Annotated in this window: 16 protein-coding genes; 8 read left to right on the top strand and 8 right to left on the bottom strand. The window is 74.4% G+C overall.

All coding sequences use genetic code 11. From position 1 onward, the window contains the following. Nucleotides 1-166 precede the first annotated feature (166 nt). A complete protein-coding gene (locus ACF1AK_RS35835; RefSeq protein WP_391503031.1) occupies nucleotides 167-358 on the top strand; it encodes a hypothetical protein in 192 nt (63 codons plus the stop codon). Next, nucleotides 345-1,706, top strand: coding sequence for an amidase (locus ACF1AK_RS35840; protein ID WP_391503032.1), 1,362 nt, complete (start codon nucleotides 345-347; stop codon nucleotides 1,704-1,706). The genes ACF1AK_RS35835 and ACF1AK_RS35840 overlap by 14 nt, the downstream gene beginning before the upstream one ends. Before the next feature lie 144 nt (nucleotides 1,707-1,850). On the opposite strand, the gene ACF1AK_RS35845 is transcribed toward ACF1AK_RS35840, so the two are convergent. The 3 genes from ACF1AK_RS35845 to ACF1AK_RS35855 all read right to left on the bottom strand — a co-directional run bounded on the left by ACF1AK_RS35845 (nucleotide 1,851) and on the right by ACF1AK_RS35855 (nucleotide 3,321). Beyond that, complete coding sequence (locus ACF1AK_RS35845) at nucleotides 1,851-2,249, bottom strand: DUF2267 domain-containing protein (RefSeq protein ID WP_391503033.1); 399 nt, start codon at nucleotides 2,247-2,249, stop codon at nucleotides 1,851-1,853. A gap of 54 nt (nucleotides 2,250-2,303) precedes the next feature. After that, nucleotides 2,304-2,708 carry a DUF2267 domain-containing protein gene (locus tag ACF1AK_RS35850; RefSeq protein WP_391503034.1) on the bottom strand — a complete coding sequence of 135 codons (405 nt, stop codon included), beginning with the start codon at nucleotides 2,706-2,708 and terminating at the stop codon, nucleotides 2,304-2,306. Nucleotides 2,709-2,886: 178 nt separating this feature from the next. After that, nucleotides 2,887-3,321, bottom strand: a complete 435-nt coding sequence (locus ACF1AK_RS35855) for an Hsp20/alpha crystallin family protein (protein ID WP_391503035.1) — start codon at nucleotides 3,319-3,321, stop codon at nucleotides 2,887-2,889. Nucleotides 3,322-3,430: 109 nt separating this feature from the next. On the opposite strand from ACF1AK_RS35855, the gene ACF1AK_RS35860 reads away from it, so the two are divergent. Continuing rightward, complete coding sequence (locus ACF1AK_RS35860) at nucleotides 3,431-4,117, top strand: hypothetical protein (protein ID WP_391503036.1); 687 nt, start codon at nucleotides 3,431-3,433, stop codon at nucleotides 4,115-4,117. 244 nt (nucleotides 4,118-4,361) lie between these two features. After that, on the top strand, nucleotides 4,362-4,730 hold the full coding sequence (locus tag ACF1AK_RS35865) for a hypothetical protein (protein WP_391503037.1): 369 nt from the start codon (nucleotides 4,362-4,364) through the stop codon (nucleotides 4,728-4,730). A gap of 8 nt (nucleotides 4,731-4,738) precedes the next feature. Here the strand turns inward: ACF1AK_RS35865 and ACF1AK_RS35870 are convergent, their stop codons facing one another. Beyond that, the gene (locus ACF1AK_RS35870; protein WP_391503038.1) at nucleotides 4,739-5,125 is read right to left on the bottom strand and encodes a VOC family protein; all 387 of its coding nucleotides are present in this window, start codon (nucleotides 5,123-5,125) and stop codon (nucleotides 4,739-4,741) included. Between the two features lie 190 nt (nucleotides 5,126-5,315). On the opposite strand from ACF1AK_RS35870, the gene ACF1AK_RS35875 reads away from it, so the two are divergent. Together ACF1AK_RS35875 and ACF1AK_RS35880 are read left to right on the top strand one after the other, a co-directional pair. Beyond that, nucleotides 5,316-5,768 (top strand): GyrI-like domain-containing protein, encoded by a 453-nt coding sequence (locus ACF1AK_RS35875; RefSeq protein WP_391503039.1) that lies wholly within the window; start codon nucleotides 5,316-5,318, stop codon nucleotides 5,766-5,768. 316 nt (nucleotides 5,769-6,084) lie between these two features. Next, nucleotides 6,085-6,681 (top strand): choice-of-anchor C family protein, encoded by a 597-nt coding sequence (locus ACF1AK_RS35880; protein WP_391503040.1) that lies wholly within the window; start codon nucleotides 6,085-6,087, stop codon nucleotides 6,679-6,681. Between the two features lie 88 nt (nucleotides 6,682-6,769). Here the strand turns inward: ACF1AK_RS35880 and ACF1AK_RS35885 are convergent, their stop codons facing one another. The 3 genes from ACF1AK_RS35885 to ACF1AK_RS35895 form a co-directional block, all read right to left on the bottom strand. Beyond that, entirely contained in the window at nucleotides 6,770-7,003 is a 234-nt protein-coding gene (locus tag ACF1AK_RS35885; RefSeq protein ID WP_391503041.1) for a WhiB family transcriptional regulator, read from the bottom strand. A gap of 108 nt (nucleotides 7,004-7,111) precedes the next feature. Next, nucleotides 7,112-8,401, bottom strand: coding sequence for a PP2C family protein-serine/threonine phosphatase (locus tag ACF1AK_RS35890; protein ID WP_391503046.1), 1,290 nt, complete (start codon nucleotides 8,399-8,401; stop codon nucleotides 7,112-7,114). A gap of 183 nt (nucleotides 8,402-8,584) precedes the next feature. Continuing rightward, nucleotides 8,585-9,628, bottom strand: coding sequence for a DUF4190 domain-containing protein (locus ACF1AK_RS35895; protein WP_391503042.1), 1,044 nt, complete (start codon nucleotides 9,626-9,628; stop codon nucleotides 8,585-8,587). 283 nt (nucleotides 9,629-9,911) lie between these two features. Here ACF1AK_RS35895 and ACF1AK_RS35900 point away from each other — a divergent pair, with 283 nt between their 5' ends. Beyond that, nucleotides 9,912-10,832 (top strand): hypothetical protein, encoded by a 921-nt coding sequence (locus ACF1AK_RS35900; protein WP_391503043.1) that lies wholly within the window; start codon nucleotides 9,912-9,914, stop codon nucleotides 10,830-10,832. Between the two features lie 79 nt (nucleotides 10,833-10,911). Here the strand turns inward: ACF1AK_RS35900 and ACF1AK_RS35905 are convergent, their stop codons facing one another. Continuing rightward, nucleotides 10,912-12,762 (bottom strand): hypothetical protein, encoded by a 1,851-nt coding sequence (locus ACF1AK_RS35905; protein ID WP_391503044.1) that lies wholly within the window; start codon nucleotides 12,760-12,762, stop codon nucleotides 10,912-10,914. Nucleotides 12,763-13,508: 746 nt separating this feature from the next. Here ACF1AK_RS35905 and ACF1AK_RS35910 point away from each other — a divergent pair. Beyond that, a partial coding sequence (locus ACF1AK_RS35910; protein WP_391503045.1) for a PepSY domain-containing protein occupies nucleotides 13,509-14,284 on the top strand: 776 nt, incomplete at its 3' end.

Here is a 14,284-nt window from a genome sequence, read left to right on the forward strand (position 1 = left end):
CCCGCATCGACCTCGAAGTCCCCCTCGCCCTCAACGCCTGGCTCCACACCTACAACATCACCATCGACAACTAACACCACCCCACACCAACCAGCATGAGCGCGAACACCCGACGGTCCCACTCCAGGACCGTCGGGCCCATTTCAAAGCGAAAAGGAAGACCGCCATGCCCCCCACCCAGCAACCCCCACCCGACGCAGTCGCCCTCGCCGATCACCTGCATTCCGAGATCGCCACCCTGCACGAGCTCGACCTCGCCGACATCACCCCCGCGGCGGTCTTCCGCACCACGCCCGTCCCGCCCGCCGGCCCCGAGGGCCCTGCCGCACCCGCGGAACGCGCCGATGCAGCCCTGTGACCTCACCGTCGCCGACGCCGCCGCCGCCATCGCCGCCCGGCGGCTGTCACCCGTCGAGCTGACCGAATCGGTCCTGGAACGCCTCGAAGCCACCGAGCCCCGCCTCAACGCCTACGTCACCGTCACGGCCGACACCGCCCGCACCGCAGCCGCACGCGCCGAACGCGAGCTGCTCGCCGGCCACCACCGGGGCCCCCTGCACGGCATCCCCTACGCGCTCAAGGACAACATCGACACCGCGGGCATCCCCACCACGGCCAGCTCCCGCCAGTGGGCCGACCGCGTGCCCACCCGTGACGCCACCCTCGCCGCCCGTCTCACCGCCGCCGGTGCCGTCCTCGTCGGCAAGACCCACACCCACGAGTTCGCGTACGGCCTCACCACCCCCCAGACCGCCAACCCCTGGCACCCCGACCGTGTCGCCGGCGGATCCAGCGGCGGCTCCGCCGTCGCCGTCGCCACCGGATCCGCCCTCTTCGCCCTGGGCACCGACACCGCGGGCTCCGTCCGGGTACCGGCCGCCCTCAACGGCGTCGTCGGCCTCAAACCCACCTACGGCCTTCTCTCCTGCCACGGCATCGCCCCGCTGTCGTGGTCCCTCGACCACCCCGGCCCCATCACCCGCACCGCCCACGACGCCGCCCTCGTCCTCAACGCCCTCACCGGCGACGACTCCCACGACCCGGCCACCCGCCCCCAGGACCTACGCGGCCTGCGGATCGGCATCCCCCGCACCTATTTCTTCGACCGCGTCACCCCCGACGTCGACAAGGCCGTCCGCACCGCCATCGACCACCTCACCACCCTCGGCGCCAGCACCGTCGAGATCGACACCCCCCTCGCCGACCACCTCCTGCCCACCCTGTGGGGCCTCATGGGCCCCGAAGCCGCCGCCGCCCACGAGCACCGCCTCCGTCACACCCCCCACCTCTACGGCGACGACGTCCGCATCCTCCTGGAAGCCGGCCGTCTCCTCCCCGCCGGCGACCACCTCCTCGCCCAACGCGCCCGCACCCTCGTCCACCGCACCTGGTGCGAGCTCTTCACCCGCATCGACGTCCTCGCCACCCCCACCGTCCCCCTCACCGCCACCCCGCGCACCCAGCCCCACGTCCAGTGGCCCGACACCGCCACCGAGACCGTCACCAACGCCTACCTGCGCCTCACCGCGCCCGCCAACCTCACCGGCCAGCCCGCCCTCACCCTCCCCGTCGCCCTCGACCCCACCGGTCTGCCCATCGGCCTCCAGTTCATCACCCCCCACCACCACGAAGCCGCCCTCGTCCACATCGCCACCACCCTCCAGGACGCCCTCCCCGCCCTCCGCCCCCCGCTCCCGCTCACATGACGGAGGGATCGCCCGCGGGCTCCGCGGTGCCGGGCCGGGCGACGCGGACACCTCCCTCGGAGTGCGACGCGCCCCGGCCATGACGACCCGTCACGGCCCGCCGGGAAGCGCTCCCGCGCCGCGCCGGCGGTCGAAGCCGCCGCTTCAGGCGACGGCAGCCAGGTCCGCGCGGCCGAACAGCAGAGCGTAGCCGCGGGGCAGGTGGGCGAGGAGGCGGTCGGTGAGGTGGTCGCCGGTGAGGGTGGTGAGGGCGGCCAGGACGGAGGAGGCATCCCAGCGGGCCGCGGTGAGGCTGGTGCCCAGGGTGTGGGCGAGGCTCTCGACGAAGGCGGGTGCGGTGACCGGTGCCGGGAGCGGAAGCTGGGCGGCGAAGACGGCGCGGGCGCGTTCGGGCAGGGCTACCGCGAGGTCGCAGCGTTCGTCGCCGGTGAGCTGGGAGCCGAGGAGGGCCAGAACGGCCGTGAGGACGCGCTCGGCCTCCTCGTCGGTGGGGTAGCGGCCCAGGGTGCGGACCTGCTGGAGGAGGTGGCGGTAACGGGTCATGACCGTGGGGCCTCCAGGGGCTGGCCGCCGGCGGACCGGCGGCGTGCGGGGTGGTCAGGGTCGTTGGCCTGCGGTGGGGCGGCCGAACAGGAGGTCGTAGCCGGGCGGCAGCTGAAGCAGGACGCGCCCGGTGAGGTCGTCGCCGGCGGCGTCGGCCACCGTGGACAGGACGGCGCCGATGTCCCACAGGGCGGTGGCTTCGGTGGCGCCCTCGATCCAGGCCGCGGTGGCGCGCACGAACCGTTCCGGGCTGAGCGGTTCCGCGGCGTGCAAGGGGTTGAGCAGGACCAGGGCCATGGTCTCCGGCAGGCGGGCGGCCAGTTCCTCGCGCACGTCGCCGGTCAGGTGGGCGCCGAGCAGGGCCAGGACGACCCGGGCCGCGCGCTCGGCCTCCTGCGGGGTGTCGTACTCACCGCGCTCCCGGACCTCTTCCGGGAACGCCTCCCGTCGAAGAGTCACCGTCCTCCTCCCTCCGCTCCCGGGGACGGGCGCCGGTGCGGACCGGTGGGCTTCGGCAGCCGGACGAGGCCGTGCCCCGCCCGCACGGAAGCGGGCGCCCGCCGCTGCGGTCGGTTCCGGCCGCCCCTTCGATCAGGGGGGAGAGATCAGGGGCGGCCGGAACGGCATCGGCGGCCGGTCAGGCCTGGATCTGCTTGCGGTCGCCGCTGTGGCTGATGGCGACCTTGCGGGGCTTGGCCTTCTCGGCGACCGGGATCTTCAGGGTCAGCACGCCGGCGTCGTAGTCGGCGGTGATCCCGGCGGGGTCGAGGGTGTCGGACAGCATGACCTGGCGGGAGAACACGCCGAGCGGGCGCTCCGACAGCTCCCACTTCACGCCCTCGCCCTCCTGGCGCGGGCGGCGTTCGGCCTTGACCGTCACCATGTTCCGCTCGACGTCGATGTCGATCGCCTCCGGGTCCACCCCGGGCAGGTCGAAGCAGATCACGTACTCGTCGCCGGTCCGGTAGGCGTCCAGCGGCATCGGCGCGGGACGCGACCAGGTCCCCGTGCCGCCCAGGAACTGCTGGGTCAGGCGGTCCAGCTCGCGGAACGGGTCAGTGCGCAGCAGCATCGCGAAACACCTCCACTGATCGAACGGGTGCCAGTGCGCTTCACCTGACACCTTTCTAGCGCGTCATCCATCCGATGACAAGTCCTCGTGTCGCTTGTAGAGTGACTTCATGAGTGAGAAGCCCAGCAAAGCCGCCCCCGGCGGCCCCCGGCCGGTCGAGCCCGCCTCCTTCCTGGCGGCCGCAGCGGCCCTGGCCGCCATCGACGACGCCGTCCGCGCCGCTCAGAACCCCGCGTCCCAGCCCCCGACCGCGCCCGTCGGGCAGGAGGGGCCCGAGCAGGCGCTGGCCGCCGTGATGCTGCTGCGCGAGCTGCGCACCCAGCTCGCCGGCTGGGAGGCCGGTCTGGTGAAGAGCGCCCGGGAGGCCGGCGCCACCTGGGCCGACCTCGCCCGGCCCATGGGCGTGGCCAGCCGCCAGGCCGCCGAGAACCGCTACCTGCGCCTCAAGCCCGCCGGCGGCACGACGCGGGCCGGTACCGGTGCGGAGCGCGTCAAGGCCGTCCGCGACCGGCGCGCCGCCGACCGGACGGTCACCGCCTGGGCCCGCGACAACGCCGCCGAGCTGCGGGTCCTCGCCGCCCGGATCACCACGGCCGCACTCGGCCCCGGCGCCCTCCCCGCCCAAGCCGCCCTGACCGCCGCCCTCGGCGCCACCGACCCCGCCGACCTCATAGAGCCCCTGAGCGCCATCCGCCCCCACCTCGACACCGACCAGAGCGATCTCGCCACGCGCCTCGACGCTCTCACCCACCACACCACCCGGCTGCGCGACGACAGCGACCGCCGCCGCGCCTGACCCCGCCCCCCTGCCGACAGGCGCCGGCAGAACCCCTTGACCGGATCCCCGCGACCGCCACGGCGGTACCGCCACCCGGGACTTCCCTCTCCCCAGTCGGGCGTCCGGCGGACAGGACCTCACCGGGACGGCCGCCGTGGCGGGTCCCGGCGCGGAGCCGGCGGCTCACACCCGCATTCGGTAGGCGGGCACCGCGTCCGGAGCACCCCCACGACGGCCGCGTGACACTCCCTAGGATCCCGGGGTGACCACCTGGACGGAACACCCCGCCCCGGGCGACATCGAAGCGGTCGTCCGCCACTACTTCCACCTGCTCCGCACCGGCAGGATCCCCGACGTCGAACACCTCGTCGACGGCCACCCGACCCGGCACGTCCTCACCTCGCTGTGGACCGCCCTCCACACCGACGACAGCCCCACCACCGACCGGCGGGACCAGGACCTGTCCTGGCTCGGCGAGCTCCGCATCGCCGCCTTCCAGTGGGGCCGCACCACCAGCCACGTCAGCATCGAGATCGCCCACGGGGCCCGCACCCTCGATGTCGCCCTCGGGTTCTGGATCAAACCCACCGGGACCGGCTGGACCCTCACGGGACCGGCCACCTACTGGTAGGACAGCGCTCAGTGCCGGTGGGCGAGTTGGACGAGGTTGCCGCAGGTGTCGTCCAGGACGGCCGTGGTGACCGGGCCCATCTCGGTCGGCTCCTGGGTGAAGTGCACGCCGAGGGCGCGCAGGCGCTCGAACTCGGCGTGCACGTCGTCCACGGCGAAGGAGGCGGCCGGGATCCCATCGCCGGCCAATGCCTTCTTGTACGGGCCGACGGCGGGGTGGCTGTCGGGCTCCAGCAGGAGTTCCGTGCCGTCGGGCTGTTCGGGCGAGACGACGGTCAGCCACCGGGGACCGCCGAGCGGGACGTCGTGCTTGAGCACGAAACCGAGCACCCCGGTGTAGAAGCGCAGGGCCTTCTCCTGGTCGTCGACGAAGACGCTGGTCAGATTGATCCTCACGGCGTTCCCTCCACCGGGTCGCATATGTGTGCTCAAGGAGTGTGGTGTCCGGGACCACGAGCCCACCCTAGGCGGGCCGGCACTGCGCCTACCAGTCGGCGGCCTCGGGCCGGGCAATGAAAAAGGGCCGTCGGGCGGCTTTTATACCTTGCTACCGTTTTCCCCACGCCACTCGGACGGAGAATGGACCATGTTCACGCTGGAAGAAATTCCGGAATCCCGCATCGCCTATCTGAGGCACACCGGACCTTATGGAGCGGCGAACCGGATCCTCATGGAAAGGCTCAAGTCCTGGGCTGCGGCGCACGATCTGCTGCGGGCCGACACGGCCGTCCTGGGCATCGCCCGGGACGACCCCGCCCGGACGCCGCCGGACGCCTGCCGCTACGACACCTGCCTCCTGGTGGCCGACGGCGCCGAGATCCGGGGTCCGGAGATCCGGGAAGGCCGCCTCGCGGGCGGGCGGCACGCCGTTCTCGCCGTCGCGCACACCGGTGAGGCCCTCGGGCAGGCCTGGGCCGGCCTCTTCGCGAACCTCGCCGCCCATGGGTTCGCCTTCGACGGCGCCCGTCCCGTTCTCGAACGCTACCGCCCGAGCCTGCTCGCCCGGCACCTGTGCGAGATCTGCGTTCCCGTCCACTGAGGCCGAACGGCGAGCAGGGGGGTGAGCGGGGACGGGGTGAACGGCGCGAGGAGGGGGGTGCGCGAGGTGGTGCACTCCCCCGGGCTGCCCGCGCACCTGGTCGCGTTCCGCTGCGGCGTGACGACGGGGGCACCCCGCGAGGCCCGGAACGGCGGGGCCGCGCCCGGCGAAACCGGCGTGCGGGAGCCCGCGCGCGGGCCCGGCGAGACACCGGGCGCCGAGCGTCGGGTCTTGGCAGGGATCACCCGAACGGCAGACGCTCGGTGAGCAGTCGGTCACCGGCTGCTTCCGCCCATCAGCCCCGGGAGGGCCATCCATGTCGTTCTCGCGCGTCCACGTCGCCGTCGCCGCCCTGCTCGTCGCCGGTGCCACCGCCCTGGCCGGCCCCGCCCAGGCCGCCGACGGCCACCGCGCCCTGAGCCGCTTCGACGACGGCAGCTTCGAGACGCCCAAGGCCCCGGCGAACGCGTTCACCCCCCTGACCGCCGGTCAGGGCATCGGGCCGTGGGCCGTCACCGCCGGCAGCGTCGACCTGATCGGCGTCGGCTTCTGGCAGGCCGCCGAGGGCGACCAGTCGCTGGACCTCAACGGCTCCGGCAGCGGCACCGTCGCCCAGAGCTTCACCACCGTTCCGGGCACCACCTACTCGGTCAGCTACGCGCTGGCCGGCAACCCGGGCGGGGGGCCGGCCCTGCGGACCGGGCGGGCGCTGATCGACGGCCAGAACTTCCAGGACTTCTCCTTCGACGTCACCGGCAGGACGAGGAACGCGATGGGCTACGTGGGCCGCCAGTTCACCTTCGTCGCGCAGGGCGCGTCCACGACGCTGAGCTTCACCAGCACCGTCGCCGGGGCGTACGGCCCGGTCATCGACAACGTGCAGGTGCAGGAGTGCAAGCCCTGTTGCGGGTGAGGCGGGCGGGGCTGCCGGGACTCCCGCGGGGGTCCCGGCAGCCGCCGTTCCGCGAACGGCCGTCGCCGTCGGCAGCGCTTCCGGGGCGTCAGGCCCGGCGTCGTCGCATCGCCCGGCGTTCCGTCTCCGTCGTGCCGCCCCAGACGCCCTCCACGGGCCGGTCCAGTGCCCATTCCAGGCACTGGCGGGAAACGGGGCAGCCGCCGCACACGGCCTTCGCCTCGTCGCTCTGCACGAGGGTCGCGAAGCTGGTGCTGCTCCCGATGGGGAAGAAGAGTTCGGGGTCCGTGCCGCGGCACCGGGCCGACTGACGCCAGTTCATGCCGTTCCTCCCTGCCGGTCTCCTCTCTATGACTGCGCGGGGGCGGTGATTGTGACATCGGCGGGCGGAGCGGCCGGCCGCGCGGCGGTGGCCCCACCGCGGGCAGTGCTACGGAAGGGGGCGCTGCGGAAGGGGGCCTTCGGCGGCGGGGACCCGGATGGCGAGGATCGCGATGTCGTCGTGGCCGTCGCTGGGGTGGTGATCGGCCAGGACGCGGACGAGGTCGTCCAGGGGCAGGGCGACGTGGGCGGTGGCGAGGGCGGCGAGGGCGTCCAGGCCCTCGTCGATGGCCCGCTCCGGGTGTTCGACGAGGCCGTCGGTGAACAGCACCACGGTGCTGCCGGCGGGCAGCGGGTGGGTGTGGTCGGGGCGGGGGACGGCGGGGTCCACGCCCAGCGGGATGCCGGGTTCGCCCCGGACGTACCGGGCGTGCCCGTCGGGGCCGAGCACCAGGGGCGGCAGGTGGCCGGCGGTGCTCCAGTGCAGGTTCCAGCCGTCGCCGGCGGGTTCGATCCGGGCCAGGCAGGCGGTGGTGACGGGCAGGTCGGTGATGGCGCCCACGGTGTGGTCCAGCTGGGTCAGCACCGAGCTGGGCGGGGTCCTGCGGTCGTAGAGCAGCGCGCGGAGCATGTTGCGGGCCTGGGCCATGGCGGCGGCGGCCTGCAGGTCGTGGCCGACCACGTCGCCGATGACGGCCACGCAGGCCCGGTCGGGCAGGACGGCCGCGTCGTACCAGTCCCCGCCGACGCGGGCCGGTTCGCTGGCGGTGCGGTAGACCGCGGCGCCGGAGAACGGGACCAGATCGGGCAGGGTGGGCAGCAGCAGACGCTGGAACTGCTCCGCGCTGTCGCGCACGCAGCCGAACAGACGGGCGTTCTCGATGGCGATGCCGGCCGCGCCCGCGAGGGCCCGGACGATCTCCTCGTCGTCCTCGTCGAACGGCCGGCCGTCGGCGCGCTCGGAGAGGTAGAGGTCGCCGTAGATCTCGCCGCGGACGGTGATCGCCACGCCCAGCAGCGTGCGCATCGGCGGATGGCCGGGCGGGAAGCCCACCGAGGCCGGGTGGGCGGGGATGTCGTCGACCCGCAGCGGTGCGGGATGCCGGATCAGATGGCCGAGCACTCCGCGTCCGTGCGGGAAGTCGACCCCGGCGAGCGCCGCCCGCTCCTCGTCCGTCAGACCGGCGGTGACGAACCGTTCCAGGTGGTCACCGGAGGGGGCGAGGACGCCCAGCGCGCCGTAGCGAGCGTCGGCCAGCTCCATGGCCGTCGTGACGATCCGGTGCAGCACCGCGGACAGGTCCAGGTCGCCGCTGATCGCCAGCACCGCCGACAGCAGCCCCTGCAACCGGTTCTTGGCCTTCGCCAGGGCGAGCAGCTGGAGGGCGGCGCCTTCCAGCTGTTCGCCGCCCTGCTCCAGCCGGAACCCCGGCGGGTTCCCCTCCCCCGGTGCCCCGGACGGCTCCGCGTCGGAATCCACGACATCACCTCGTTCGTCCCCACCCACGCTACGCAGGACCGGGCCGCCCGGGCGGGCGCACGCGCCCGCCCGGCGCAACGGGGGCGGCGGGGGCCGCCGGGGTCAGCTCGGCGGGCCGGACCAGACGACGCTGCCGCCAGGCCCCGCGTGGTGGACGAACTCCACGGAGAACGGGTCGGCCGCGGTCTCCGGCAGGCCGTAGGCGGTCAGGCTGGTGACCTCCTTCCCGGGGGCGACGGTGCCGGTGGGGACCTTGAGCCGTCCGCTGCCGTCGATCAGGGTGAGGACGAGGACGCCGTTGGCGTCCCGGACGACGGGAAGGCCGCTGCCCCGGAGCGGGACCTCCGCGGAGCCGGTGTTGACGATGGTGATCCTCACCTGGATGATCCTGGCGTTCTTCGGGGCCTTGAGGACGGTCTCGTCCGGGACGTAGCGCTCCGGCCTGGCCATCGTGACCTTCAGTCCGTCCGGGAAGGTGTAGGACTGCCCGAACTGCGGGTGCCGGGCCTTCTCGTCCGCGGCCGCGGCCGCGCGCTCGGCCTCGATGCGCCTGCGCTCGGCCTCCAGCCGCTCCCGCTCCTTCGCCGCCCGCTCCTGGGCGGCCCGGGCGGCCTCCTCGGCGCGGGCCCGGTCGGCTGCCTCGTCCGCCTTGCGCTCCTCGTTGACCGCCCGGATCTCCGCCACCACCAGGACCCCGGCGCCGGTGGAGACCAGCAGGCCGACGACGCCCAGGATCACGCCCGCGAGCGCGGTTCCCCGGTTGGTCGCGACGCCCTTGCGCACCTGGGCCAGGGCGACGGCACCGAGGATCACGGCCAGCAGGGCGAGCAGCCAGGACAGCCAGAACAGGATGACGGCCAGGCCCAGCACGGTCCCGACGATCCCGAGGACCATCGCCGCGACGCCCAGGCCGTTGCGGGGCTGCGGCGCCGGCATCGGGTACGGGTACGGGTACGGCGCCCAGGAGGGCACGCCCGGCGAGGGGAACGGACCGGGGGCCGCAGCCGGGGCGGGGAACGGGCCGGGGGCCGCTGCCGGGGCTGGGGCGGCGCCGTCCGTCCGGATGGGGCCCGGCGGTGCCCAGGGGTTGTCGGTGGCCGGGGCGTCGGCGGGCCCCGGGCGGTCGGACGGGGCGGGAACGGTCATCCGGGATCCTTCGGGCGGGACGGAGAGGGGTGGCGGCCGGCCGGGCGACGGCGGACCGGTTCCGGGCGCACCGGGACGCACCGGATCCGCGTCCGGGGCCCTGCGCCGGGCGCGGGCGGGTGATCAACATACCGGGTGCCCGTGAACGCCGCCGGACCGGCGCCGTGCGTCCCGGGGACAGCGTGGGGCCCGGGACCGCCGGGACCGACCGGCGAACCGATTCGGGGCGGGGCGCGGACGGGAAGGATGCCCCCGACCGCGTCGTCGTGCTGAGGAGGACAGGGTGCGCAGGGAACCGAGGACGACGGCCCAGAAGGGGCATCCGTACGGCCGCAGGCCCACCGGCGGGCTGGCCGACGTCCTGTGGGACTGGTCGAAGTCCGGCACCCGGACGGCGGCGCGCAACCGGCTGCTGCGGAGGCTGCCCGGGGTCGGACCGGCGGCCGCGTACCGGTTCGGGCTGGTCGAGCGGCCGCACTACGCCTACGGCGTGCGCAGGGCCACCGAGTCGGCGGCACGGCTGGGCCACCGGGGAGTGACGGTGGTGGAGTTCGGGGTGGCCGGCGGCAACGGGCTGCTGGCCCTCGCCGAGCACGCCCGCTACTACGCCGCCGCCACCGGGGTCGCCGTGCGGGTCGTCGGCTTCGACAGCGGGGCGGGGCTGCCCGACAGCACGGACCCCCGGGACCTCCGCTACCTGTTCGCCCCCGGTTTCTACACGATGGACCACGACCGGCTGCGGGCCCGGCTGGGAGCGGCCGAGCTGGTGATCGGCGACCTCACCGCGACGCTGCCCGGCTATCTGGACTCCCACGCCGAGGTGCTGCGCGAGCACCCCGTCGGCTTCGTCTCCCTCGACCTGGACTACTGCTCCTCGACGGCGACCGCCCTCGACCTGTTCCGGGGCCCCTCCCACGGGCATCTGCTGCCGAGGGTGACCTGCTACCTCGACGACCTGCCGGGGACGATCGCACAGATCGGTGAGGCCGCCGCGATCGCCGACTTCAACGCCGCGCACCCCGACCGGCCGATCGGACAGGTCCTGGGCCTGCGGGCGTTCACGCCGTTCGACCCTCCGTGGGCCGATCAGATCCACGTCCACCACCGGCTGGACCACCCGGACTACGGGCGGCTGGAGGTCGGCGCCACCGGCGACCAGCTCCCGCTGGACCAGGCCCCGCCGGTGCGGCGGCGCCGTCGCTGAGACGGCCCCGCCGCCGGGGCGGACCCGGGGTCGCGCGCCCGGGCCCGGGCCAGTGCCACTGCCGGGGCCGGGGCCGGGGTCAGGGCCGGGCGGAGGCCTGGTCCTGGACGCGGCCCTGCAGGGCCTTGGAGAGCTCCGCCACGCAGGCGGCGAGCTGTCCGGTCGTCAACTGCGCCGGATCGCCGCCGCATCCGCCGGCCGGTGCGCCGGGCGTCGCGGAGGGGGCCGGGGTCCCGGGCGAGGGAGCGGACGTGGACGGGGAGGCGGACGGGGGTGCGGACGGGGACGGCGTGGGGGACGGCTGGCCGCCCGGGGCGGTGATGCTGCCGTTCAGCGACACCAGGTTGGGCGTCACCCGCGCGTCGCCCGACAGGTCGATGTAGTCCTGGGTCTGCCCGTTGAAGTCCACGAAGCCGCGCCACCTGTCCCGGCCGAACGGGATGATCTCCTGCAGCGCACCACCTTGCCCGACACTGATGGTGATCGAGGTCTGCTGCGCCATGTACGACACCATCCGGCTGGCCAGCACGTCCAGGTTCACCGACGGCTCGTCGTCGCCGCGCACGTACACGTGCAGGTCGTTGAGACCGCCGCCGGCGCGGTCGGCCTGAAGGACGGCGAACGCCACCACCAGTTGCGAGGAGCTCTCCCTCGGCACCAGCGGCGTCACGTAGTAGAGGTGACCGTCCGCCTTGGAGCGCAGCAGGAACTCCCCCGGGTTGGTGGCGTTGGCCGCCGCCGAGGTGTGGGCGTAGCCGAAGCCCCGGTCGTCCTTGGCGCCGCGCCCGCCGAGCCACTGCACCTCGTGGATCTGCGAGCGGACCACCGAAGCCGGGTACACCGCCCCCGGCAGTTCGCCCGGGGCCACCTCGGCCCGGTACGTCATGTCCGGGCGGCCGTCCGGCGACCCGCGCAGCACCAGCACCCCGGCCGGTTCCAGCACCGTGCGCTGCCGGTAACCGGCCTCCCGGGCCACCGAGATCACCACCACCGGCTGGGCGGTGCGGGGGTCGCTGCCGTCGCAGTAGCCCCAGATGTCCTGGTCGTTGTAGACGACGTCCGGGAACCGCTCGGCGAGCAGGTTGCGCAGGCTGACGGCGCCCGTCCCGCCGAAGGCCCGGTCGAAGGCGTGGTCGCCGCGGAACGCGCAGGTGACGACGGAGTTGGAGCGGCCGTCCCATTCCGCGACGCCCTCCATCGGCTGCTCACCGGAGCCGTCCAGGACGGCCGTCCACACCCCGCCGCCCTCCGAGCCGTCGGGCAGGTAGTGGAGGCTGTGCCCCAGCAGGTGGATGCCGGAGGTCAGGCCGGCGCTGTCGGTGAGCGCCTTGGTCGCCGCCGCGTAGGAGGCGGTGCGCGCCTCGAAGTCGAAGTCCGGCATCGGCGCGGTCTTCACGCAGGCCGGTACGTCCGCGGTGCCCACCAGGTCGCAGCGGACGCCGTCGCCGGGGCGGGTGTGCTCGGTCACCGGCAGCACCGAACGCGGCGTGCCCGCGCCGGTGGCCGGGACGTCGAGCACGGTGGCCGCCGCGTAGAAGCGGCCCGCGTCCTTGTCGTCGTCCCACAGCCCGGTGCCCGCGCGCACCAGCGAGCCGGCCACCGCCAGCACCACCACCGCGACCGTCAGGCGCATCCTCCACCCGCCGAGGTCCGCCCCGGCGTCCTCCGCGACGGCCACCACCGCCCACACCGTGCCGCACAGCCCCACCGCGACCCAGAACCAGAACAGCGGCGCCGCGTCCAACGGACCGCCGTGCGGGAAGAACTGCCGTCCGATCAGCAGCCGGTAGCTCTGGTCCTGCTGGCCGAAGCCGCCGAACACCAGGTGCTTGACCAGCCACACGACGAACGCGACCAGCGGCATCCACAGCCACCAGACGGCCAGCCCCACCGCACCGCGCCGCACCGCACGGGCACCACGACTCGTCACACGCCCCCCATCCCGTGCCCCGCCGCCCGGTCCCCGGCCGGCCGGGCCTGTGTCCCGTTCCGTCCCTTCCCGCCCCGCGCACCCGGCACGCCTGCGCACGTGGCCGGCCGCTTCGGTCCGCGGACGTGGAACTCTACTCCTCCGTACGGACATCGCGGCGGGCCGCCGACGGTGCACGGACGGCGCGGGGCGGGACGATGAGGGGCGGGAGGCGAGGGGCGGGGCGGTCCTCGGAGGTCGGGCTCGGTCGGGGACCAGTTCCTGCCGGTGTGGGAGTAGGCCGGCACGTCGCGGATGCCCGCCGCGCGGAAGGGGCGGCCGTGGTCGTGGGAACCGCCGCGCCGTTGCAGTGGCGGTGCAGGGTGGAGGTGCTGACGTGCAACCGGGTGGCGAGCGTGCCATAGCTCGTCGGTCTCCACACCCACTCCGGCTCCACCGCTCCCCGTGTCCCGGCCCGGCATCCCGCCGAACCCGCAGCTCACGCTACCGGCAGCCGGTCCGGGATCCGCCGTCCCGGGGACCTTCGGGCAGATTCACGGCCCACCCGGCCCGCCGGGCCCGCGACTTGACGGAACTTGCCAACCCGACGCATCACGCGCACCAGCCGTTGACCGGAGCATGACGTCATGTGAGGGTTCGAGCACCCGAGCGCGGACGGCCCGCACGGCCGTCCCCACACACGGCCCTGCGGTGTGCCACCAGCCGTTCCTTCCGCGGTCGAGGACCCCCACACGCTAGGAGCCTCGATGAAACGCAGTGCCACCACAGGCCGGTTGCTGACCGCCGCAACCACCCTGACCGTGCTGGCCGGCACGCTCGCCGCCACCGTGGGCCCGGCCACCGCCGCGCCCGCCGCCCCGGCCCCGCCGAGCGCGCTGGCCGCCGCCGTGAACGCCGCCGACGCCGCGGCCGCCGCCGGTCTGGACGCCCTGGCCAAGGGCCCGGACGAGTCCTACCAGCGCCAGTCCGTCACGCCCTGGGTCGGCGGCCTCTACTCGGTCTCCTACGAGCGCACCTACAAGGGCCTGCCGGTGGTCGGCGGCGACGCCGTCGTCCTCGCCGACGCCCAGGGCAACGTCCGCAGCTCGCAGTCCGCCTCCAGCGGCCGGATCCAGGGCGCCACCACCGCCCGGATCAGCGCCCAGAAGGCCGAGAAGACCGCGCGCACCAAGCTCTCCGCCGTCGACTCCGTCGCCTCCCGCCGCCTCGTCGTGCGCGTCAAGGACGGCGACAGCGGCCGGCTCGCCTGGGAGACCGTGCTCACCGGCCGCAACGGCGACACCCCCAGCACCCTGCACGTCTTCGTCGACGCCACCACCGGCGAGGTCATCGACAGCTACGACGACGTGCGGGCCGGCACCCTGAACAGCAAGTGGAACGGCCCCTCGCCGACGATCAACACCACCGGCTCCGGCAGCTCCTACTCGCTGCGCGACCCCGGCCGCCCCGGACTCAGCTGCGCCGACAACGCCACCGGCCAGGTCTTCACCAAGTCCTCCGACTCCTGGGGCAACGGCAGCGC

This window comes from Kitasatospora sp. NPDC015120, from assembly GCF_043080305.1.
Lineage (GTDB): Bacteria > Actinomycetota > Actinomycetes > Streptomycetales > Streptomycetaceae > Kitasatospora.

Excerpts from the sequence above, each read along its gene's own strand:
- ACF1AK_RS35835 (WP_391503031.1), top strand. The coding sequence starts at position 167 with ATGCCCCCCACCCAGCAACCCCCACCCGACGCAGTCGCCCTCGCCGAT.
- ACF1AK_RS35840 (WP_391503032.1), top strand. The coding sequence starts at position 345 with ATGCAGCCCTGTGACCTCACCGTCGCCGACGCCGCCGCCGCCATCGCC.
- ACF1AK_RS35845 (WP_391503033.1), bottom strand. The coding sequence starts at position 2,249 with ATGACCCGTTACCGCCACCTCCTCCAGCAGGTCCGCACCCTGGGCCGC.
- ACF1AK_RS35855 (WP_391503035.1), bottom strand. The coding sequence starts at position 3,321 with ATGCTGCTGCGCACTGACCCGTTCCGCGAGCTGGACCGCCTGACCCAG.
- ACF1AK_RS35860 (WP_391503036.1), top strand. The coding sequence starts at position 3,431 with ATGAGTGAGAAGCCCAGCAAAGCCGCCCCCGGCGGCCCCCGGCCGGTC.
- ACF1AK_RS35875 (WP_391503039.1), top strand. The coding sequence starts at position 5,316 with ATGTTCACGCTGGAAGAAATTCCGGAATCCCGCATCGCCTATCTGAGG.
- ACF1AK_RS35880 (WP_391503040.1), top strand. The coding sequence starts at position 6,085 with ATGTCGTTCTCGCGCGTCCACGTCGCCGTCGCCGCCCTGCTCGTCGCC.
- ACF1AK_RS35885 (WP_391503041.1), bottom strand. The coding sequence starts at position 7,003 with ATGAACTGGCGTCAGTCGGCCCGGTGCCGCGGCACGGACCCCGAACTC.
- ACF1AK_RS35895 (WP_391503042.1), bottom strand. The coding sequence starts at position 9,628 with ATGACCGTTCCCGCCCCGTCCGACCGCCCGGGGCCCGCCGACGCCCCG.